Raw genomic sequence first — 20,599 nt, forward strand, 5'->3', positions numbered from 1 at the left:
GTCCCATCGAGCTATCAGCCCCCTTTTGCAAAAAGGATAAAGCCGCTTCAAGCCCTGTCTCTTTAATCTCAATATGGGTTGCAACAGACATATTACCTTCTTCTCTCCTTGGGCAGAGGTTTTTTCACTTTGAATCCGCCGCCTGGTACTCTCTTGGATGAGACGACCAACCCCTTGTGCTAAAGTTCCCATCGAGCTATCAGCCCCCTTTTGCAAAAAGGATAAAGCCGCTTCAAGCCCTGTCTCTTTAATCTCAATATGGGTTGCAACAGACATATTACCTTCCCATCACACGCGGTTTGGCAGTAAAAAAAGCCCCATCACGCACAGGGCCATCTTCACTCATAATTTTAGGCTCATCAGATCCCAAACCCGCCTTGCCTTCGGCAATGCGTTTAAGCAAATCAACCGCCTGTTTATAACGATCTTCAATGGTGGTGGTCAGTGCCGTATGGCGTATGGCTAAATTATAAACAGCAATATTGACACAAATCATACCCAAAGCCGCTGGCTGTCCAGCAATGGGGACACAGTAGCGATGAGAAAGATGCACATCAATCTCACCACTTGCCTGTTCGAGCGCACGGGCAATTGCCTGATCTAAAACACCACGATCAGAATTCTCAGCCATTCCGCATAAATCATCTAAGAAATCTTGACCCCAGAGCTCTTCAATCAATATTTTGTTTGCGTAAGCCATGTTCCAAAGATTCCCTTAGACGACATCTTGCAACAACACACCAGCATCTTTCGCTGCCACCAATTCGCACATACGTTCCCCCACACGCACCCGTCTGCCGCCAGACAAACCGATATCTGGATCATTGATCACTCCAGACACACGCTCACCCAACTGAGCACTAAAGCCCCAACTAATCACAGAACCATCCGCCTGTTGTTTGCTAGGATCAATATAAAGCAGCGCAATCTTATTGCCCCACACGCGTGCCAATTGTGCCGTGCGTCCTTTGCGTGCCAAATTCACTTGCGATTCCCCTATGAGTAAACGTTCAGGGTGTATTTCCATCAGATCCGCAAATTGCGCCTTGGTCACAAAACCATCAGCAGTGCCACCCCCTTTAACGGCTTTGATAATTTTTGGGTGACGTTTGAGTTTTGACCAAACGACTTTACCCATCACAATGGTATTGGGCGTATAGATGAGGCTTTTATCCATCGCCTCATCTAAGGTGGCGTAAGGATCGGATTTCTCATAATCACTAAACTTATTCTCGCCTTTAAGCGTAATCACCCGCTCTGGTGCATAATTTTCACTTTTTTGCACAAGAGTTGCAACACGCACTTCACGCCCCAATTCCAGCAAATTGGCAAGACCTTCTACTGCTGTCTTTTCGGGGTTATAACGAGAGCGCTTTTCTGCCCGTGCCTGTGCCGCCGCCTCAATATCTGAATTGGGGATGAGATCATCAAGCCCATAATCTTTAACACTGGCTTCCCGTTCAAAGGCAGAAAATTCCACCACATTCGGGCGTCCTTTCCGCCCTATCTCAAGCTCAGGCACCGTAAAATTTTCCGCCAAGGGAAATTCACTATATTTAAACACTTCACTTAAAACACAAACACGGGGCAAAACTTTCTCGCCAATAAGAGAACCTGCTGGATTACGATATCCAATAGCAATAGCCGTGAGTGTTGGATCAAATGGAAAAGGTCTGTTCATAATAAGCCTCGATTAATTAATTTTAAAAGGAATAACATCACCAGCAGAACCATCACTCATGGCAATACCAATGGTGCGGTCTGCAGCTTCTGCCTTTATGGCGTGCCCTTTGGGGTCAGAGGTCAAAAAATCACCAAAGGAAACATTGCCCCCACAAACCACTTCGCCCCAGCCGCATTGAGCAACATCAATCATCTCACCAGCCTTTGCTCCACAAGAGCCCGCAGTGCCTAATAATTTATCACCCTTTCCTGAAGCCGTTGCCACCATTCCATCAGTGCGTGCCGCAACAATGCAATAAGGTGAAATCACATCTCCAGCGCGAAAAGATTTAATTAAAATCATCGTACTCATGATTGGCGCTCCTTTTGTTCGCAAATATGATCGACCGCTTGGCTAATAGTGATGTCCCACCCTTTTTTCTTCTGCTCTTCCTTATAATGGCGTGCCGCAACAGCAATCTCTTCGGGTGCAAGCTTTTGTTCTTGCATGGAACAAGACGCCCCCAAAGGACTTGCTTCTGCAAGCACCGGCAACTTCTCGACCAAACTTTTAAAATGCTCTATACCCCCTTCAAGCATGCACAGCGCACGATATTCTTCACGCGCAGCAGGGAAAATCTTGCCCTCTTCAATGGCTTTATCTAAAAGACTCTCAATGGCTGTCTTTTTTTGCTCTTCTCGCAAAAGTGCTAAATCTTCTTGCGCTTTTTTTAATTGCGCACAAAGTTCCACGCGTTCCTTTTCGCGCGCTTTAAGCGTTGCTAAAACCTCATCCGCTTTAGCATCTTCTGCCAGCGACAGTGCACTGGCTATGGCTGTCAAATCCATCATTTTCTCCACAAAAGTTGTTAAAGGCTGTTCTCGGCTTAAAGCCGTCATGACAAGGGCTGGACGATTGACCAGTCCAGCACCGGCTAAATTTAAAATTTCACCAGTCTTTGAATGACGAAACTCAGGCGAAAGATAGCGATATTCTTGGGCAACAATCTTTTTGCTTGCCATATCAGTCCATTTAACCCGCCCCCAAATCGCACCATCACGCTCTGTTAATTCTTCAATCCAACCGCTTGCCGGCGCTTCTAAACCTTTTCTCGCACGGTGATGTTGCCCATGCTCATAATCAATCACAAGCGGTCCTTTATTGGCTGCAAAAGCTTTTAAAATGGTTTTTGGATTATAATGCCATTGCCGTCCATCACGCGCCTTCACATGGGGTGCCTTGGGCAACAACTGCACCCATTCAGGTGCTTGGCTAACGGTGACGTCTTGGCATGAAATGTCTTGGCATAAAACGTCTGGGCAAAGGTCAATCAACGCAGCATGAAATGTCTCGGCATGAAATGTCTCATCATGGCATGTCTGAGCATGCGCATCTTTCTGATCTTCAGAAAATTCTTGCCCCCCATATTCTTTCCCCATGCATTGCCTCTTGCTTTACAATTATCATTGGCAATACAATGCATGAAACTTACTCCCACTATAAGTCTGACACTGTCAGTCAAAAGAATATTTCTCAAAGCACCTTAAAAGCACTCTTTTCTCCTCTTATCACTTGTGAGAGAAAACCTCCCTCCAAACCTTCTCATAAAATCGTTTTCAAAGGCACTTCAAAGGCGATAGAGCGCCGTCGTGAAGTAAGAGGTACGATTTATCACTCCACATAACAACGCTGCTCCTAGAGCGTTTTTTCAAAGATTGCTTTTGAACTTTTAAACTGTTACATTATCCGCGAGGCGTGAGCCAGTTATACCAGGACGGTTTTACCGGATCTGCGAGGAGTTGACCGCCCTCCACGCCTTCTCATTTTCCCTCACAACAACTCTTTTCACAAAAGCCAAACAGGACTTTACGGCGTTCTCTTTATAACAACCTCTCTCGAACCGTTTTTTAAATTTGCTTTTGAACTTTTAAACTGTTATACATTTCTCACGCGGCGTGAGCCAGTTTTGCCAGGACGGTTTTACCGGATCTGCGAGGAGTTGACCGCCCTCCACGCCTTCTCATTCTCCCCACAACAAATCTTTTTACAAAAGCCAGCAGGGCTTTGCGGCATTCTCTTTATAATAATCGTTCGCCCTTTTTTTCAGCCGCATTTAGCAAACGTTTAATTTCTCTAAAACTCTTTTTATGCATAGAGATAAGCCACCATTCTTGTTTGCTTGCTACCCATTTGACCGCAAAGCGCCACCATGCCCCACCACTTTCACCAAAAAACATAACACCCTGCGTATTTTTGCGTCTGATAACGCCATGGGGTTTTATAAGTGTTTGAATAGCACTACGAAAATCATTTAAATGAAGAGCGCGCCCCTGATGCTCTAACAAAATATGTTTCACACTGTCTGAAGATAAGCGAATAAGAGAATTTTCCGCTGCAAAAACATCACCCACCTTTTGTGGTATAGGGGCAATGGGAATAAATCCACGAGGCATACGTCCTTCAAACATAGCTTCCAAAATTGGCGAACCCACAATATCTTCAATGGCAATGCGCTTTCGATTGTCCCCCATGGTGGAAATTTTATCACTCAAAAAATTGCTTAAGTTTTGCGCGCGATGTTTCCCAGGATTAGAATGCCAACCAGGATCAATCCCCTTTGGTATCTTCTCAATTTTCCCCGTTCGCTTATTGTGCCAAACCTTCTGCTCCACTTGAAGTGGAGGCGAATCCTCTTCATAGCCTAAATCTTCTGCTTCATAACGGCTTACCTGTCGCACACTGCATTTACACCGCCAACCATTGGGTGGATAAAGCCAATCCCAAACCGGATCATCAACGGGTGCGGTAAACCCCACCCAACTTTCATGCTCTAAACGTTTGTGTTCTGAACTGGATAAAGCATAAGTGAGATAGGGCAAAAATTCTTTATTATTTTGTGTGCGCTTCCATTCCCCAGCAGCGTGCGCACTCATGGTATTTGCCCAATAGACCGCCTCTAAACGTCGTGGACTGCCCAATTGCACCAAACTCTTATCACCCGTGAGCGGATCAATGGCTGTCTTTTTTCCCCACCAACCCTTTTTTTGCAAAATCGGCATCAAATTTTTTTGAAACTCTTGCAAAGGAACTTGATGCTTTATGGCGTCTCCAACCGCTCGCTTAAAATCCTCTAAAATATCATAGCCTACCGATTTTGCCACCGTAAAAGAAAAAGCATGTTCCTCCGGTGCAACATCTCGCCAATCAAAGCTTGGAATCATATTCTTAGCTTCAAAATAACGGGTCACCTCTTTGGGTGCCGTTTTAAAAAGTTCCTCATCCATGATAACCCAGCCCACGTGCAATCATTTGTACTTTTGCCAAGCGTGCTGCTAATGCGTGATGATCCATCTCACCAAGCAATTCATCTAAGCCTTTGAGGATATCCTCATAACTTTTTGCCTCTCTCACAAGCCTTTTAAAAGGTTCTAAAAGGGGTTCTAAATCCTCTTCCCAATCACTTAAAGCCACTTCAGAAAGCCGCTCCAATTCGTCGTAATGTTTTCCACCCTGCTCTTTTCCACCCTTATGTTCCCCTTGGCGCTCTCTTGTCACAGAAACATCAAAAGCACCACCACAATCAGCACAAATACCAGCCTTTTGTCTTGCCTCACGGCTTTTTTCTCCCCTCTCATCATAAGGAACACTCTCAGGAACCTTTAAAATCTCTTCTTCTTTTGTTGGTTGCGAAAAGCCAATCTTATTGCGCACTTCTTGGGCTCCAACCGATAATCCAAGGGGAACAAGTTTTTCCAGCGCATCACTAATGGCTTTAATATCTTCATTTTCAGAAATCGGCCAATAAACAATGGGGTAGCGCTCTTGGCGCCCAAAATTAATCTCAACAAAGGGCACGATCAAATCACGATTAGCCGTCAAAGCCAATTGGCGTGCATCAGCTCTAGCAATATCATGACGTACATTTTCATGAATACGCGCTTGCGAAAAAGACGAACCATCATCCGTCGTCATCGTTTGTCCCAACACACCCTTTGAAATCTGTCGATCTAAATATTCCGCCTTAGAGGCAAAAACCGCATTGCCACTGCCCCCCGCCGCTTCAATAAATTCAATCTCCATCTCCTTGGGAATAATCGCCGCCGCATCACTGGATAAATCACGCACCGCTTGAATGAGAACCCGCCGCTCCTCATGAGAAGAGCTCGCCCCATATTTGCCCACACGCAACGGCATACCATAAACTTCTAAAAATGCCATCCAATCTTTCAGCGTATAAGACTTAAACAAAAATGCCCAAGCAGAAAGCCGCGCAAGCCCCGTGCGAATGGGTAAACCACTTTTAAGCTTGGGTCTGTGAATAGAAAATTTATAAGCAGGCAGTTCAATACCATAGTGAGACCCCTCTTCTTTTAAACGTAAATGAAAACCATCCCGCCTATCCAATTGAAAAAACCGCTGGTCACGCCATTTCCATGCAATCGGCCACCATTCCTTAGCACTCTTGTCCCACAAGGTTTCTACAACCGCATAACCTTTCCCCAAAGCATCCAATAAATCCGTGACATAATCATCAACAAAGGTCGGTGCACTAATCACTTCCCGAACAGCATCCGCTATCTTTTTGTCCAATGCACTATTGCTTGCGGCAATCACACCAGGTTCCACGCCGGTAAGTGCATTTTTGCGCATGCCAAGCACAGCGCGATAATGCAAATCACGCTCCTCCATATCATCGGCAAGCTGGAAAAACTGTTCTGGCGCTCCCTTTGCCGCCTGTTGCAAAATATCAGCAAGTTGCGCAGGGGTGAGACCACTCACAATAGTTTGTGACCAAACATCACGAACACCGCCAATGGTAGGGCTTGCGACTTCACGCTCTAACCCTTTGATATTAAGCGTCCTACCCCATTGATCCACAAGTTTTACCATCTCATCATCCCATCAATAAATCTTTGATCTTGGTCCTGAAAAAAAAGGCGTTGAAAAGAGCGGGCTTTCCTCAAAACCATAGACCTCTCTCACAGGTGTATAATCATAAATTTCAGGGGTTTGGCGACTGGCAAAATAAGCCAATGCACAAGCTATCGCACTATCACCATGGCGCATAAAACCATCACTGCCTTTAAAACGGTGATTGTCTGGAATTTTCACAATGCCATTAACATAAGCAAGCGCTTGATGATCCGCAACAATATCAAAATCACGCGGCAAAACAATTGTCCCATCCCCAAAAGCTTCTAAATAAGCTGGCATTTCTTTGCTATACCAACTTTGCGACAATTGCACTTCCCTCACACAAGCCCCATAACGTTGCGCCGCTTTTTCTGCTAAATAAGCCCCATTCCCCCGTGCATCTAGCGCACCTCCCAACAAACGCGGCAAACCATTCACCCCATAAAATAAAATCTCTCTTTGTTGGTCAAAGGGCATATTGCGCAATTCCACCATAAACCGTACACGGCGCACCAAATCTTGTCCCACTTCCATCACCACAATGGATGTCGCATCCCCACTGCGCGCAAAATCAACGCCAAAAACATGTTGGCGCCGCCGATCAAGTCCAGCATGAAGGGGCTTTACGTACCTCTCACACCAAGCAAAAGCAGTTTGACTTCTCTGATCATCCGATTGATTTTTAAAATCATCCACACAGGCAAAACGCAACACCGCAATATCTGGTGCACAACAACTTTCAATTTGCAAACGCGTTAAAGCCGCCCCTTCTTGATCGGCTGGTATGGCATCTAATTCTTGCCGCATCGCACTCAAACGCACCCCATAAGAGGCACGAATTTGCTCTTCCCATTGTTGTTCTGCTCCCCTACTCCACACCGCCCCCTTCATAGCACACACCCGTTTAAACAAACCATTTTTAACAGCAACACCAAAGGGGTAACAATGCACCGAAAAAGGAACCTTACCTGCTCGCGCCTCACGGATCAGTTCATTGAAAGGATTGAGCACACCATTATGGGTGGAGATCACACGGATTTTTCCCCCCCAAATAAGCAAAGCATTCACCGCATCCAAAACAGCGCGCACATCTTGATGAAACGCCGCCTCGTCAATCACTACAATACCTTGTAACCCACGGATATTTTCAGGGCGGCTAGAAAGCGCCTCAATCCGAAAACCTGAAGCAAAACGCACTCGATAAGCAGAGATATATTTCGTGGAACCATCCTCCCTTTGATCAGAAAATAAAAATTCCTCTACATCCCCACTGTGGCTCGTAATTGCTCTGGCAAAATTGCTCACATAGCTAATAAACTCACGACCCTTTTCTTTGGTATCGCCAATATAAAAAACATTATCGCCCCCCGCTTCACGCGCCGCCGCAGCAATCAGTGTATCATCCAAAGCTTCTGCAAAAGTAATGCCGGTCCGCCGCCCCTTTTCAACCAGTTTTAACGGGGACTTATCTTCAATCCATACCCGTTGATGCGCCATCAAAACGCCATCCGCTAAGGGATCATTCTCTTTGGGAAAAATGCTTGCCTGCCAAATATTATAGGCATTTTGATGCGCATAGGCATGACTTTTAAAAGTAATCTGTTCAAAAGATTCATGCCCTTCAGCCATGCCTCATCCCCAACACCTGCGCACGAATAGCTCGCGCTGTTTCTTCTGAAAGCCCCGCTGCTGCTGCCGCTACATCAACCGCTTTGCTTGCTTTTGCGACAAAATCCTGTTCTAACTTTTGTCGTCTGGTGGTGGATAAATGTTCAGCCGCCAAAACCCCTTTGAGCGCATTCGCCAACTCTTGTGCCGCTTTTGGCGAAAGGTTCTTTCCACTGCTTAACGTCGAAAAAATAAGCTCTTTAATCGCTGCTGCCGTCAACAGAGTAATATTGTCAGAAGCTTTGGCATCAAAGCGCTGAGAAAGGCTTGCCGCAATTTCTCTTGTCTGTTCTAGACGCCGTGACATCACCGCTAAACGTAAAGAATAACGATTAAAACTGGAAAAGGAGGGAATAGAAAAATTTAAACCCGTTTCTTTTTGTAAAGCCTTCAAAGACGCTTTAAACTCACCATAAATAGCCATTTGCGTCTTTTCGCGCCCATTTAAAGCCTCAGCCGCCACTGCAATAATATGATCACAAGCTTGCGGCAATAAATCAATCGCTGTTAACCGTCCACGACCGACCCTGCGCATCCTTCACCTCGTCTTTTATTGATGAACGTTTGGGGCGCTTAATCCCCTCAATCGAAAAGCTACGATCTAAATGACGCGCTCCTCGTTCCGTTAAAGCCGCAATTAAAACAGAACCCATACATTTTAACGTAACAGCCCCTTGATCTTCCATCCAAGCCAGTTCATTACGGACAAAATCACCATCACGCCTGATGCCGTAACTGTATAAAAGCCGCTCGATCATTGCACTCGATAAGGTTTCGCTACGCTCACAAAGGAGCCCTTTTAAAATAATCAACCGCGCTTCTTCTCGGATGATTTTATCCATATCTGCTTTCATTTCTTGGCATTCTCCAGTAAAAACTCTTGCAAACGTTCACTAATCGCTGCAACCGGTTGTAATTGCGCAGAAAGCGTGTTGAGACGACCATTCAATTTCTCCATATTTACTTCCAATCTTTGCAACGCATCACGATCAGGCAAAAAATCCATCTCCGTTTCTAACTTTTGCACCCGTTCTTTAAGCGCCGTGACATCTTTCAGCATTTCCCGCGCACCAGAAGAAAAATAAGCTTTCAAAACACCACAAATGGCAACAAGCGATAACAACAAAGATAACCAACCATTTGCCACACTAATATCCAAGTTCACGAAACCCCTCCTCATTTCATCAAAACTGCTCTCACCACAGCTTTTCGACGTTGTTCACAGATCAATAAAGCAGCACGATCACGCCCCCAATAATGCACCACTTCTTGCTCATTCAAAGCACGTCCAGGCAACAAAGACGGGCGCTCACAAGCCTCCCTTGCACTTGCCGGTAAAGCAACCGATAAAGAGTGATTGAAAAGGTTACCCATCGGCTTGTTTGTTGAGCAAGCGCACACGCTCAAGCTCAATGCCACAGCGATGAACCGGCAACTTCCCATTTGCTTCCTCCATGGTGATAAGCTCTTGTCTTAAAGCAGAAATCGCTCCTTGAGCTTGATGTTCCGCTTTCCATGCTGCTTGCCTTTGCCGCTCCTGCTCAAATTGCGCACGTGCAGAAGCTTTGGCAATCTCAAACTGCCAATATAAATCACGCGCCTTTTCTGCCTTTAAAACTTGCGCTTTCATAAAGCCAAAAGCTGCCAATATTATAATTGCAGAAAAAAGCATCCCTAAAGAGAGTTTTGAAACAGAGCTAAACATTGCGCTTATTCCCCCACCCCGTTATCTCCACGCCATCATAGGAGCTGATATGCCGCTTACGAGAATGCTTCCTATTGGAAAAATCTACAGAACCAAAACCACGATGCACCCCCAGATTGCCAACAATAATCGCTACCATCGAAGGGATAGAAATGCTCGCCATATCAACAATATGCGGAGCCCCCCACAAACCACCAGAAACAAGCAAAAAAATAACCCCCCAAGCAAACCAAAAAGACCACCATAAATAACGTCGAGAACCACGATAAGACGGCTTCATGCTTCCACCTCGCCTCCAATTCCCAAAAGCTTTTTGGCTCGATCCAAATAGGTCAAACGTTGCACAAGTCCATTTCTTCCCCCATTAATTGCCTTAGTAATCCTGAGACAATCATCTTGATCAGCAAGCTTATTCAAGCCTTTCATTTGCCAAAACCAAACAGCAGACCAAAGAGCAGCGGGAAACTTTTCCAGCACTTGCGGAAATGCTTCACAATCAACCGCTTGTTCATCGACTAAGCGCCAAAACCTCGTAAAACGGCGATAATTATTGCGCCCCGTCAATTGGATCAAACCACGCCCCTTAAAGCGCACCCCATCCCCAGGGTTGACATTGCCTAAATCACGCCGCCCCTCATAAGCGCGCCCTGAAGCATATTCACAAACGGTAAAAAAGCCATCACTCTCATGGGCACATTGGCTTAAAAAATGTGCAATACGTAAACGCGTCGTTATCCCGCCATAAGATAAAGCTTTAGGCAATACGCGTGCCATTTCAACAATAATAAAATCTTGGCGCGCATGATGCGCCAGTTTAGGCGCAAGACGATAAAGAAAAGAAGCATCTATTGAAATCATAACAAACCATCAAATGAATAAATCCATTCGCAGTTTATTGGATTTCATCCCTCTCATATAAGTCTGACACTGTCAGTCATTGATGTCCTCACCAATCTCATGACACTGTTTTACAGCATAACAAGACAACCTAAACACTATGGTGAAACTTAAAGTCATTAAACTCTGGGGTCATTAAACTCTGGAAATAATAAACCTTGTGGCTCTTGTAAAGAAAGCTTCTTCTTCAAGCGATAAGCCGTGCGCACATGCATACCAGAAACAGCAGCCGCGGTATCCACAGACCAGCCTTTTTGCAACGCTTTGACCATTCTTTGCCGCCGTTCAACATCTCTGCCAAGAGGAATAAGAAGGCGCACACCAGCACCATTAAAACAAAAATGGGCAATCAGTTGCCCAGCTTCTTCAAAACCAACAATCTCAATCAACCAATCAGCATTTTCAAGACGACCTGGAAGATAAATCTGTCGTCCTCCAAAAGCCCGCACCATATTCCATGCCGCATCTATACCCGCAACATCAGCTATTTCGCGCAGTATAAGGGGAAAATGGTTATAGGTTTTATTCTGCATCAAGAGCTTACCCCTCGCTTTGAAAACCTTTACGGATTTTCTGCCCCCAAATATTCATAACACGCATAAAATCGCCCCCACTCATCTCGCAAAAAGCTTTGCCACTCACCGCCATAACACTTTGTTGAAAAGCTGCCTCATCAAACAAGCAACCCTGATGCAAACACTTCCACTGGGCACACAAAATGGCAATGCTTGGGTGTATTCCCCATAAATCTTGGCGGCTTTTTCCTCTCCAGTCAACCCCACCCTCTCGCTGCAACCAGCTTTTCAACGCCTCAATGGCTTTTGCAGCATCATCGCTATCGCGTACAAAACGAATATGATCAATCCCTGTCTGTCTTTTGACAAAGGCAAGCAATGCCTTATCTGAACGATCACGGATAATGCCAAGATTCCACCCTGCAATCCATAAGCCTTGAAGCTTTTTGGCATATTTGCCTCTCAAAAGCTTGCCATTGACCCCACCACCATAGGCGCGCATTTCTTGCATCACCAAACGCTGTTCTGAAACACTCAAATCTTTTGCCGATTGCTTGCCCGTCAATCGAAAAAGCAGGATGCGATAGGTCTCATCATCAAGACCTAACGCACGTTTGCCCATATGAATAGCCGCTAAAGACATGGTATCCCCTTAATTTCTCCTCTTTTAAGTCTTCGCCAAATCAAGCGTCACAGCCCGCCAAGGGCTTTCCAACGTATCACGCTCATAAAAACGCACATATTCTTTAGAGGTTGTCACACGAATGGCTTCACGGATCGCCCGCATCGCCTCATTCCAACGGGGATCATCAATATCCAAACGCAACAGCATAAAGATTTCCCCCCGATTCACCTTGCCTTCCTTATCCGTATTGAAAGCACGCGTAATAATCGCACGGATTTCAGGGCGCGCATCCGCAGACCATTCATTCAAACACTCATCAAGAAGGCTTTTGGCAATTTGCAATTGCGGACCAAAATCAAAGCTTTCTTGTACCTGCACCTTAATACGCTGCAAACCATCAAAACTGGTGTACGTACAATTGCCCTTTTTACCACGCCGCTCCACACCATATTCCTGCGCAAGCAAGCCATCAAAAGCACTCAAATCCGCAAGCGTATGGTTGTTAAAACGCGCAATCCTTGCCGATAATTCCTTCGCATATCCCATAACCTTACGCACCGTTTCATCCTCAAGCAAATCCGCAGGGCGGATCAGACTTACCGGCACCAAAGCCCCTTTTGCATCTCTCATATAATGCACACCTTCAAGCTCAATTTGTTTATTCATCGCAAAACTCCTCCTGTGTTTCTTGAAACCGGCGAAACGGCACAACTTCACCTCGATGAGGCACACATCCCGCTTTTAATTGCCAACGACACCGCATAAGCTCATGACCTAAAATGTGGCTATAACCCGAAAGACGACGCAAATACTCCGTCAATTCTCGAACATCTTGCGCACTCATAAAAATGCCATTCACCTCATACTTCAAAAAGGCAGAGCGCAAAGCAATCAAGCACTCTCTCACCATATAAGGGTTGCGTTCCATTATTTTTCTCCTCCAAAATCCATATGAATAACTCTTCCTCTCTCATCAATTGTCTCATCACTCTTGAGACAAGAGGCTTGGCTACGACGTAATGCTTCCACGACTTGCCCCTCTAAAACCGCATCGGCCTCACTTAAGCGGTGAACGCTCAATTCCAATTCAAGGGCTAAAGCCAAATCAACACACAGCTTAAGTGGTTCACCAATGTCAAAACCACGTTGATAATCATCATAAAGACCAACAAGCGTATTGGATAATTCTTTGTCACATAAAGGGATCATGCCAATTCCTCCACATCACGGTTTTTCCACGCCGCTTTGACATGTTTAAGTGTCACATCACACCCATCCCCAAGCGCCGCCATGCGTGCCAACATCATCGTCTTATCAATTTGCCGAAATGCACCAGCCTTGAAACCAATTCCCGTCAAAAACTTTATCGCACCAGCATCCTCAATCCCCCAATCGTGAATACGCGCGGCAATATCTTCGCTATAGGGCTTGCGACGTTTCAAATGCATCGCCAATCGGCTTTTAATCTGCGCATAAGAGGGACCATTTTGACGATGAACCAACCGCCCCGAGATCTCATCATTGCCAACCAAAGCCAACCCCGTACCGTTGATATCAACAAAGTGGCGCAACTGATTAATCGCTTCATCCGTTAAATTTTGCGCCTCATCAACAATCAACAATGTTCCGCCACCAACACGCTCTAACTTTTTGCCAATCGCACGCGTTAAGCGGGTGGGATTATATTCCACCACTTCCAATTCTGCTGCCATATCATTCAAAATACCGTGAACACTGCGCGTATGCGGGCTGGCTGTTACCAGATAAACATGCGGGCGGGTAGAGCGATAATGGCGGCAAGTTTCGGTCTTACCACTGCCCGCATCAAGCGTAATCATCACCATATCGCCCGTGCTTTGCGCCAACGTCAAAGTATCAATAATCTCGCTGGCAATTCGATTCCTCTGAAACGCAGGCTTTTCAGGAATGCGCTCCAAAAACCCCTCCGTCTCTTTTAAAGTCTCAACCCATTGTTGAACCTTCACATTTTGCTTGCCCAATTGCCCCGCATAACTGCCCGCATACCATTGCGAAAACGTCCCATCCGGCATGCCAATGCGCCGTGCTACCTCTGCCTTGGTCCAATCATTCATTTGCCCCAATGCTCTCACCGCATCCACAAGTTCATTCCACAAAGCAACGTCATCACTATTGCGATTTGGGGCTGTTACACTGGGCTGGATTTTAGGTCGTGCCCAAATATTTTTATCGACCGTTGCATTTACCGCGTTTTTCATCTATAATCTCCCTCTATCGTATTGATCTAGATTTTTATTGATTTAGATTAGGGAATGGGTAGCTCAAACCTACCCATTCTTTTTGCTCTCTAAGCCGTACGCGATACTAAAACGGCTAACCTTGCAAATCCCCTCTCTTTCTCACACATCAGGAAACTTGCTAACTCCACGCATCTCACCCGATCAGGCAAAGATACCTAGAAACTTCATGTATTGATTAGACTTTTAAAGGATAAGATTCCTCCCCCCTTTCTTTGTTAACGCTTCAACCCCGCACATGGACCTCAACCGGTCCCCTTAAATCCCCCCTCTCTTTTCCTAGTTCCTTATTCTATTGCTTGGGAAACTTGATCACCTCACGCCCCTCATCAGAGGCGGAAAGCTTTCTCAAAGCTTTATGCAAGTGCGTACTAAATTCTTCCTCCCCCAAAGCCTCATCATCGTCTGCTGTCAAAGCTAAATTCCCCACATTGTTCGGCATCAAGCGGCTCACCTTTGGCTTTATCGGAAGCTTAGATTTGAACGCTTCATCCTTTTTCTCAAGGCGCCCATAAACATCTGCCAAGTGATCAGGTGCAAGCTTTGCCGCTAGCTGTTTTTCTGCTTTAACAGCCTTCACATATTCTTTACGCAAACGCCCATTCAAGCGCGCCGCCTGCTGGTCATAAAAACCCACATCACAAAGGCATGGTGCCAAACAAAGCAACCGATTGTTCAAATCATAAACCCGTAAATCTTGATGCAAATTATCCGGATCAAAGCGTACAATCACCTTTTTCCCCGCATGCTCATTCAACGCCCGCGCCCAATAACGATTGCCATAAAAATGGATCTCGCCCGTACCCTTTTGCGCACGCAACGCCTCAGAGGTTAAAAGCCATAAAGCCCGTTGTGCTGCACTCGCTTGCCGAATAATCGTCCCCTCTGCTTGCAAACTCTCAGCAAAGGTCTCATCAAAACTGCGCCCCGCACAATTAACCGCCTTACGCCCCGCTTGCGCATTATGCGCCACAATTTGCGCACCAACATGGGCTTTAAACGCTTCAAATCCTATCGCGCGCTTGCCATAATCTTCAGGCTTGGCATCCGGTTTATTACCCGTATAAGCCCCTGCACAAAAGGGATGTTTCGAAATCGCTTCTGCCAGATCACGCCATGCCCGCTCTATCGGTTTAGACTGTCCGCTATAAGGGGTGGTCCATTGCAATTGCACACCCAAACTCGTCAAAAGCCCTTGCGGATCATCCGGCTTAATCTTAAAACGAAAACGATTTTGCACACCACCAGAAATCCATTTGCTGGTAAAGGCACGCCCATTATCCAAGGTCATACGCTCCGGTATGCCATAAGCTTCCACCATATCCCCAATCACCAAACGAACGATTTCCCAAGTCTCAGCATCCGACAAGCGCCACGATAAAATCTTGCCCGAATAAAGATCTTGTATCGCTATCAAATAAAGCCGCACGGGCTTTTCTGCCCACGGAACATTCACAAAGACATCCAGCTTATGTCCGTCCATATTCACTGCTTGCAAAGCATGCAAGCTCGAGCGATCACGCCGTTGTGCTGGATAAAGCTTTTTTGCCTTTTCTTCTCCCTCACGTGCTAAAACCACAACTGCCTTGGAAACTTCCGCCTTAAAACGACGCCGCAAAGCCCGCTCAGAAGGAATGGGCTCAAAACCCCGCTCCTGCGCAACCGAAACCATCCGCCGATAACACGCCGAAAAAGCAGGTTTAGACGGGCGCAAATAATCCGAACAAAAAACCTCCCACGCCCCCTCATGACACGGCGCAAATTGCGAAACATTCTCCTCACCATAACAAGGTGCAAGCGCTGCCAACCAATCAGGGCGCTCATACCCTTCAACCATCTGCCGCCAATTAAAAAGCGACATCCGGCTCACACCAAAGTGCACAGCACACAAACTTGCCGCATCATGCACACCCATACCGGCATGGAGCAAATCTTCCCAAAAGCAAAGTGCCTTCAAACGCTCTTCACAGCGCCTTTTATGCGCCTTGGAAAGCCCCTCATAACGCACCCAAATACTTGTCTTTTGCTCCCCTTGCGTTTGTTTCACATCAACAGCCCCACCAAACCGCACCAACAATGCCGCCCGCGCCCCCTCCGGCAATAAGGAAATGTGAACTTCTACAATAGGTCGAGAAACCCCTTTAACTTTACGTGTCAAACCACTTTGATGACGCCATGTGGTCGCCAAAATCTTACGCAATCCGCCCTTACTCTTAGGCAACCCTGGCAAAGCTGCCTCAGCCAATTCGGCAATAGTAAACCATTCCTTCATGGCTGCCCCCTTTTAATGCGAACCGGCGTTGCGCGCATGGCTTTCAATTGCGCTGCAATCTCCCGCTGTTCCTGCTGAAGCCGCGCAATTTCTGCTAGCCGCGCCTCATCCCCTTGCAACAGCAACAATCCATCTTCACTCACCACCTCATCCCAGAGCCAAAATGCCTCTGTCGCCCGCACAAATGCCTTAAACCGCGGCAGGGAAATATCCACCTGCTTACTTTCTGCCACATAAGCATCCAAACTCGCCTTACTTAAACACCCAATCCCTAAATAATGCGCCATACGCTCCGCAATCACACTGCGCTCATGCCGGCATTCTCTCAAAGCCCGCGCCATCGCACGCTTAATGCGCGAGCGAAACCGCCCTAAATCAATCTGTGCAACGGGTTCACGACAAGGAAAAACCGGCTTTTGGAAAAAATCAAGCTGCCCGCAACCATGCCTCTTCATGACAGCACCTCCCCCGATTGCTTGTTCAAATAATCATAAAACCGCGCCTTTGTCTGCGCATCCGCCCTCTGCCAAACACCCAATAACTGAGCAAAAACCCGCTCTTGTTCATTAATTTGCGGCGGCGTATTAATCCCATTGACCAAATCAACAGCCCGCCTCAAATCCCCATCAACCTGTTGCAAAGCAATCGCCACACGCCGTTGCGCAACCGGCTCCATCTTCGCCAACTTCAACAACTGCGCTTGGTTATCCGCCAATGCCGTCCCCCGCAAAACAGACCGCAACTCCGGCTGTAGATGTTGGGCAATACAGTTAAGACGTTTTACAACATCTTGAGAAAAACCAATGCGGTCCGCCACATGTTTGGCAAAAGATAAAACTGTCCTTTTGTCATTTTCTCCACTCGCATGAGCAATTGGTGCAACTTGCACCAATTGCTCAAAATTTGCATCCTCACCGATCAAAGGGTAAACTTTACCCTTTGCCACTTTGTCCTTTGTATATTGATTACTACCGTCCCCACCACGCTTAATCTCCCCATACTTCTTTTCCCACAATTCGCGGTAAGTCTGGACAAAAAGCGCACGGTCAATAACAGACAATTCATTGCGAAAGAGGTTTTCTGCCACTTCTAAAAGCGCGGCATTGTCCTTATCAGCCTGCACCACAACCGCATCAATGTCACTATAGCCCAAAAGCTCAGCAGCACGAAGCCGATGCGCACCAGCAATAAGCGTATAATTGCCTTCCTTAGCATTGGGGGTATGGCGCACCGTAATCGGATTCATCAATCCCTCCCGCGCCATTGATTGCGCAAGTGCCTTGGCATGCTCATCATCCACAGGGCGTATACGCTCCGGCACCACAATCACATCAAGAGCAAGCTTTTGAAACTGTGCCATCACGCCCCCGCCTTTCTGATCTCTTTAAAGAATAAATCCATCGCACGCCCCGCCCATCTTCGATAGGCTTTCGCAAAAACGGGTTCTTCCAAACGCCGGTTAATCACCTGCAAAGCAAGAAAGATAGCAGTCTGCTTCCGTACTTGCATGGCAACAATACGCCGCCGCGGCACCTCAAATTGATAATGCAAAATATGAATAGCAATCTGCCGTGCTAATATCGCATCAAATAAGCCATGCGGGGGGTCAATAATATACCGTATCGGTATATGTCGAAAGCCTCCACTCACTGCTTTTAAAGAACAGGAAAGCATCATTTGTAATCGCTCAGCTTCTGAATAAGGATTAAAAATTTCTCTTTTTGCCTCTGGCATCCATAAATTATAAGCAGCAACCATAACCATCCCCCATTAGTAAAATCCGCTTACCACCTATGGAAAACAAAACTACCCAAACGGCTGTTCTATGATGCAACTCTCTGCAATTTATCTTGCCCATTTCGTATTGATCTTTAGACATTGATAAACCTTTTTATCTTATGGTATTTAAATTCATGGCAAATGCGCAAAAACGCAAAGCCGTGTAACGAAGTTCAAGCAGCATTACCGCGCAAAGCAGAATGCGCACGCGAATCTGTGTTGGCATGTTTTGCTGCTTTAAAAATGCGACGGCGACTTTTGGGGTAGCGGTCACTAAACACTTGCTCGACGGGCAAACCGATAAAATCGGCAATAGCACGTTCAGCTTTCTCGTTAGACCGTGTCCAGATATGTTGAACACTGGATGACGATAGTTGATAAGCTTTCGCGAGCTCCGCCAAGGTCATATTACGGCGGCGTAGCTCGGCTAAAATACTATGGCGATCCCATACTTGTGTGATAGTCATAAACTTCGCTCCTGCTTCAAACGGATGCTCCCACATCCGTTTTTTGTGGGGTTAATTGTAAAATATCTGCCCTCAATAGCGGGCGGTAATTAGAGGTATAAATCAATATAATTGTTTAGTCAATCATTATATTGATTTTGGAGTGATTTTTTTGGCACGTCCAGAAGCAGAACCCAAAACAGAACTGGCAAAACGTTTTCGTGAAATACGACGCGCCCTTGGTTTCGCGGAGCGCAAACAATTTGCCAAACACCTTGGCATTACTGCCGGCTCCATCGGAACTTATGAAACTGGTATAAGTGAACCTACCGCTTCTGTTCTCTCTAAATACCAAGAAGTTTGCGGTATTTCACTAGATTGGCTTGTAACTGGCAACGGCGAAATGTTTAGTGACATGGCAAAAGCGAAAGCAGCTGGTTTTAAACCACAAACCATCCCTGCTGGTCTCATGAAAAAGCTTGGTCGCATAGCTTATACAACCTATCGCGATGCTAAAATAAAACTCCCCCCTGAAGATATAGCGGAACTCGCGGCGGAACTTTATAAAAAATTGCAAGAGCTTGTTCAAGACATCAACGATAGCGAAGAAATAGAGCTTACTTTGCCTCTTCTAAAATTGCATTTAAAGCGTCAAATAGAGGCTGAAAGAGTACATCTAGAAACTACACAAAATACGGCTTAATGCCCCTTTAATATGACACGACAAAGAAATGAACCCAAAACCCCATTAGCAAGACGCCTCATAGAGGTAAGAAAGCTTGTAGGCTTATCTCGTGATATATTTTCTCTTAAAATTGGCATTAGTATTCAAGGGCTTGGCAATTACGAACGCGGTGATAGAACCCCAGACGCAACCGTTTTAACATCATATGGAGAAAAATTTGGGGTCAACCTAAATTGGCTTTTGACTGGTGAAGATGAAATGTTCATAAACATGATGAAAACTCAGTCTTTCAATATATCTCCACCTACCATCCCTGCTGGTCTCATGAAAAAGCTTGGTCGTATAGCTTATACAACCTATCGCGATGCTAAAATAAAACTCCCCCCTGAAGATATAGCGGAACTCGCGGCGGAACTTTATGGAAAACTGCAAGAGCTTGTTCAAGACATCAACGACACGGAAGAAGTAGAGCTTATTTTACCTCTTCTAAAACTGCATTTAAAGCGTCAAATAGAGGCTAAAAATGCACATCCAGAAACTACATAAGATACAGCTTAATGCCTCTCTAAAATGAAAAATACAGGCGCGTTTCTCTTTACATTAAGAAACTTAAATAACACATTGTTTTTAAATAATTATATTTACAAAAAATAGAAACGCGCCATATGGCGCATATCTTTTTTGCTTTTTTGGTCATTTTTGGCTGATTTTGGAGTAAGCTTCACAATTTACCGAATTTTTTTCACGGGGTCTTCAAAGGCTGTTTTCTGGGCTTTCACAGACTTTTCAAAATTTTTCACAGGGTTTTCAAAGACCTTTCAAAGCCTTCTCTCATTTTTACCATGAAAACGCACTTTTTTCTGATTTTCGCTCTTTTTTACAATTTTAGGTGTCAAAATCTATTTTGACAAAACGCGCATTTAATGCTAAATTTTATACATAAAAACAACAAATTATCACGTATTCCTACCTAATCCCACCTTTTCCCACTTAGTATAAAACCTAGTGTCAAACTACATTCAAAGAGTTTTTAAGGGGTTCTCAAAGGGTCTTCAAAGACCTTTCAAAGATCATTTAAAGCCTCTTTTTCTTTTCTGCTCAAAATCGCAATTTTTGATGATCAATCATTGAGTTGGAATCGTATTATTTGAGAA

The 20,599-nt window shown here is 45.6% G+C and carries 28 protein-coding genes and 1 pseudogene; 3 read left to right on the top strand and 26 right to left on the bottom strand.

Annotated features, from left to right (window positions below):
• From GGR08_RS08340 to GGR08_RS06285, 5 genes and pseudogenes are all read right to left on the bottom strand, one after another.
• A pseudogene (locus tag GGR08_RS08340) lies at positions 1–276 on the bottom strand (hypothetical protein); the annotation flags it as partial.
• 1 nt (position 277) lies between these two features.
• Positions 278–700, bottom strand: coding sequence for a gp436 family protein (locus GGR08_RS06270; RefSeq protein WP_183194508.1), 423 nt, complete (start codon positions 698–700; stop codon positions 278–280).
• A gap of 15 nt (positions 701–715) precedes the next feature.
• A complete protein-coding gene (locus GGR08_RS06275) occupies positions 716–1,681 on the bottom strand; it encodes a major capsid protein (protein ID WP_183194509.1) in 966 nt (321 codons plus the stop codon).
• 12 nt (positions 1,682–1,693) lie between these two features.
• A complete protein-coding gene (locus GGR08_RS06280; RefSeq protein ID WP_183194510.1) occupies positions 1,694–2,035 on the bottom strand; it encodes a DUF2190 family protein in 342 nt (113 codons plus the stop codon).
• Positions 2,032–3,102 carry a phage protease gene (locus tag GGR08_RS06285; RefSeq protein WP_183194511.1) on the bottom strand — a complete coding sequence of 357 codons (1,071 nt, stop codon included), beginning with the start codon at positions 3,100–3,102 and terminating at the stop codon, positions 2,032–2,034. Before GGR08_RS06285 ends, GGR08_RS06280 begins: the two co-directional genes overlap by 4 nt.
• A 38-nt stretch (positions 3,103–3,140) precedes the next feature.
• On the opposite strand from GGR08_RS06285, the gene GGR08_RS06290 reads away from it, so the two are divergent.
• Positions 3,141–3,347, top strand: a complete 207-nt coding sequence (locus GGR08_RS06290; RefSeq protein ID WP_183194512.1) for a hypothetical protein — start codon at positions 3,141–3,143, stop codon at positions 3,345–3,347.
• Between the two features lie 394 nt (positions 3,348–3,741).
• Here the strand turns inward: GGR08_RS06290 and GGR08_RS06295 are convergent, their stop codons facing one another.
• From GGR08_RS06295 to GGR08_RS06395, 21 genes are all read right to left on the bottom strand, one after another.
• Entirely contained in the window at positions 3,742–4,947 is a 1,206-nt protein-coding gene (locus GGR08_RS06295; RefSeq protein ID WP_183194513.1) for a phage head morphogenesis protein, read from the bottom strand.
• On the bottom strand, positions 4,940–6,553 hold the full coding sequence (locus GGR08_RS06300; RefSeq protein ID WP_183194514.1) for a DUF935 domain-containing protein: 1,614 nt from the start codon (positions 6,551–6,553) through the stop codon (positions 4,940–4,942). Before GGR08_RS06300 ends, GGR08_RS06295 begins: the two co-directional genes overlap by 8 nt.
• A 12-nt stretch (positions 6,554–6,565) precedes the next feature.
• Positions 6,566–8,206: a hypothetical protein gene (locus GGR08_RS06305; protein WP_183194515.1), complete on the bottom strand. Its 1,641-nt coding sequence runs from the start codon at positions 8,204–8,206 to the stop codon at positions 6,566–6,568.
• The gene (locus GGR08_RS06310; protein ID WP_183194516.1) at positions 8,199–8,780 is read right to left on the bottom strand and encodes a phage protein Gp27 family protein; all 582 of its coding nucleotides are present in this window, start codon (positions 8,778–8,780) and stop codon (positions 8,199–8,201) included. The genes GGR08_RS06305 and GGR08_RS06310 overlap by 8 nt, the downstream gene beginning before the upstream one ends.
• A complete protein-coding gene (locus GGR08_RS06315; protein ID WP_183194517.1) occupies positions 8,743–9,099 on the bottom strand; it encodes a VpaChn25_0724 family phage protein in 357 nt (118 codons plus the stop codon). The genes GGR08_RS06310 and GGR08_RS06315 overlap by 38 nt, the downstream gene beginning before the upstream one ends.
• Positions 9,096–9,410 carry a DUF2730 family protein gene (locus tag GGR08_RS06320; RefSeq protein WP_007346596.1) on the bottom strand — a complete coding sequence of 105 codons (315 nt, stop codon included), beginning with the start codon at positions 9,408–9,410 and terminating at the stop codon, positions 9,096–9,098. Before GGR08_RS06320 ends, GGR08_RS06315 begins: the two co-directional genes overlap by 4 nt.
• Before the next feature lie 11 nt (positions 9,411–9,421).
• A complete protein-coding gene (locus GGR08_RS06325) occupies positions 9,422–9,619 on the bottom strand; it encodes a hypothetical protein (RefSeq protein WP_183194518.1) in 198 nt (65 codons plus the stop codon).
• Complete coding sequence (locus GGR08_RS06330; protein ID WP_183194519.1) at positions 9,612–9,950, bottom strand: hypothetical protein; 339 nt, start codon at positions 9,948–9,950, stop codon at positions 9,612–9,614. Before GGR08_RS06330 ends, GGR08_RS06325 begins: the two co-directional genes overlap by 8 nt.
• Positions 9,943–10,230 carry a hypothetical protein gene (locus GGR08_RS06335; protein ID WP_183194520.1) on the bottom strand — a complete coding sequence of 96 codons (288 nt, stop codon included), beginning with the start codon at positions 10,228–10,230 and terminating at the stop codon, positions 9,943–9,945. Before GGR08_RS06335 ends, GGR08_RS06330 begins: the two co-directional genes overlap by 8 nt.
• Entirely contained in the window at positions 10,227–10,808 is a 582-nt protein-coding gene (locus GGR08_RS06340) for a glycoside hydrolase family 19 protein (RefSeq protein WP_183194521.1), read from the bottom strand. The genes GGR08_RS06335 and GGR08_RS06340 overlap by 4 nt, the downstream gene beginning before the upstream one ends.
• A 158-nt stretch (positions 10,809–10,966) precedes the next feature.
• Positions 10,967–11,380: a helix-turn-helix domain-containing protein gene (locus tag GGR08_RS06345; RefSeq protein WP_183194534.1), complete on the bottom strand. Its 414-nt coding sequence runs from the start codon at positions 11,378–11,380 to the stop codon at positions 10,967–10,969.
• A 7-nt stretch (positions 11,381–11,387) separates the two neighbouring features.
• Entirely contained in the window at positions 11,388–12,005 is a 618-nt protein-coding gene (locus GGR08_RS06350; RefSeq protein ID WP_183194522.1) for a regulatory protein GemA, read from the bottom strand.
• 24 nt (positions 12,006–12,029) lie between these two features.
• Complete coding sequence (locus GGR08_RS06355) at positions 12,030–12,653, bottom strand: DUF3164 family protein (RefSeq protein ID WP_183194523.1); 624 nt, start codon at positions 12,651–12,653, stop codon at positions 12,030–12,032.
• Positions 12,646–12,915 carry a hypothetical protein gene (locus GGR08_RS06360; RefSeq protein WP_183194524.1) on the bottom strand — a complete coding sequence of 90 codons (270 nt, stop codon included), beginning with the start codon at positions 12,913–12,915 and terminating at the stop codon, positions 12,646–12,648. Before GGR08_RS06360 ends, GGR08_RS06355 begins: the two co-directional genes overlap by 8 nt.
• A complete protein-coding gene (locus GGR08_RS06365) occupies positions 12,915–13,196 on the bottom strand; it encodes a hypothetical protein (RefSeq protein ID WP_183194525.1) in 282 nt (93 codons plus the stop codon). The genes GGR08_RS06360 and GGR08_RS06365 overlap by 1 nt, the downstream gene beginning before the upstream one ends.
• Positions 13,193–14,224, bottom strand: coding sequence for an AAA family ATPase (locus GGR08_RS06370; protein ID WP_183194526.1), 1,032 nt, complete (start codon positions 14,222–14,224; stop codon positions 13,193–13,195). Before GGR08_RS06370 ends, GGR08_RS06365 begins: the two co-directional genes overlap by 4 nt.
• Positions 14,225–14,555: 331 nt before the next feature.
• A complete protein-coding gene (locus GGR08_RS06375; RefSeq protein WP_183194527.1) occupies positions 14,556–16,535 on the bottom strand; it encodes a transposase domain-containing protein in 1,980 nt (659 codons plus the stop codon).
• Positions 16,532–16,990, bottom strand: a complete 459-nt coding sequence (locus tag GGR08_RS06380) for a hypothetical protein (protein WP_012232200.1) — start codon at positions 16,988–16,990, stop codon at positions 16,532–16,534. Before GGR08_RS06380 ends, GGR08_RS06375 begins: the two co-directional genes overlap by 4 nt.
• Entirely contained in the window at positions 16,987–17,895 is a 909-nt protein-coding gene (locus GGR08_RS06385) for a ParB/RepB/Spo0J family partition protein (protein ID WP_183194528.1), read from the bottom strand. Before GGR08_RS06385 ends, GGR08_RS06380 begins: the two co-directional genes overlap by 4 nt.
• Positions 17,895–18,293, bottom strand: a complete 399-nt coding sequence (locus GGR08_RS06390; protein WP_183194529.1) for a hypothetical protein — start codon at positions 18,291–18,293, stop codon at positions 17,895–17,897. The genes GGR08_RS06385 and GGR08_RS06390 overlap by 1 nt, the downstream gene beginning before the upstream one ends.
• 194 nt (positions 18,294–18,487) lie before the next feature.
• Complete coding sequence (locus tag GGR08_RS06395) at positions 18,488–18,781, bottom strand: helix-turn-helix domain-containing protein (RefSeq protein WP_183194530.1); 294 nt, start codon at positions 18,779–18,781, stop codon at positions 18,488–18,490.
• A gap of 151 nt (positions 18,782–18,932) precedes the next feature.
• Here GGR08_RS06395 and GGR08_RS06400 point away from each other — a divergent pair, with 151 nt between their 5' ends.
• Both GGR08_RS06400 and GGR08_RS06405 read left to right on the top strand, forming a co-directional pair.
• Positions 18,933–19,463, top strand: coding sequence for a helix-turn-helix domain-containing protein (locus GGR08_RS06400; protein ID WP_183194531.1), 531 nt, complete (start codon positions 18,933–18,935; stop codon positions 19,461–19,463).
• Positions 19,464–19,475: 12 nt separating this feature from the next.
• Entirely contained in the window at positions 19,476–19,991 is a 516-nt protein-coding gene (locus GGR08_RS06405) for a helix-turn-helix domain-containing protein (RefSeq protein WP_183194532.1), read from the top strand.
• Positions 19,992–20,599 lie beyond the last annotated feature (608 nt).

This window comes from Bartonella fuyuanensis (assembly GCF_014197255.1).
GTDB classification, from domain to species: domain Bacteria; phylum Pseudomonadota; class Alphaproteobacteria; order Rhizobiales; family Rhizobiaceae; genus Bartonella; species Bartonella fuyuanensis.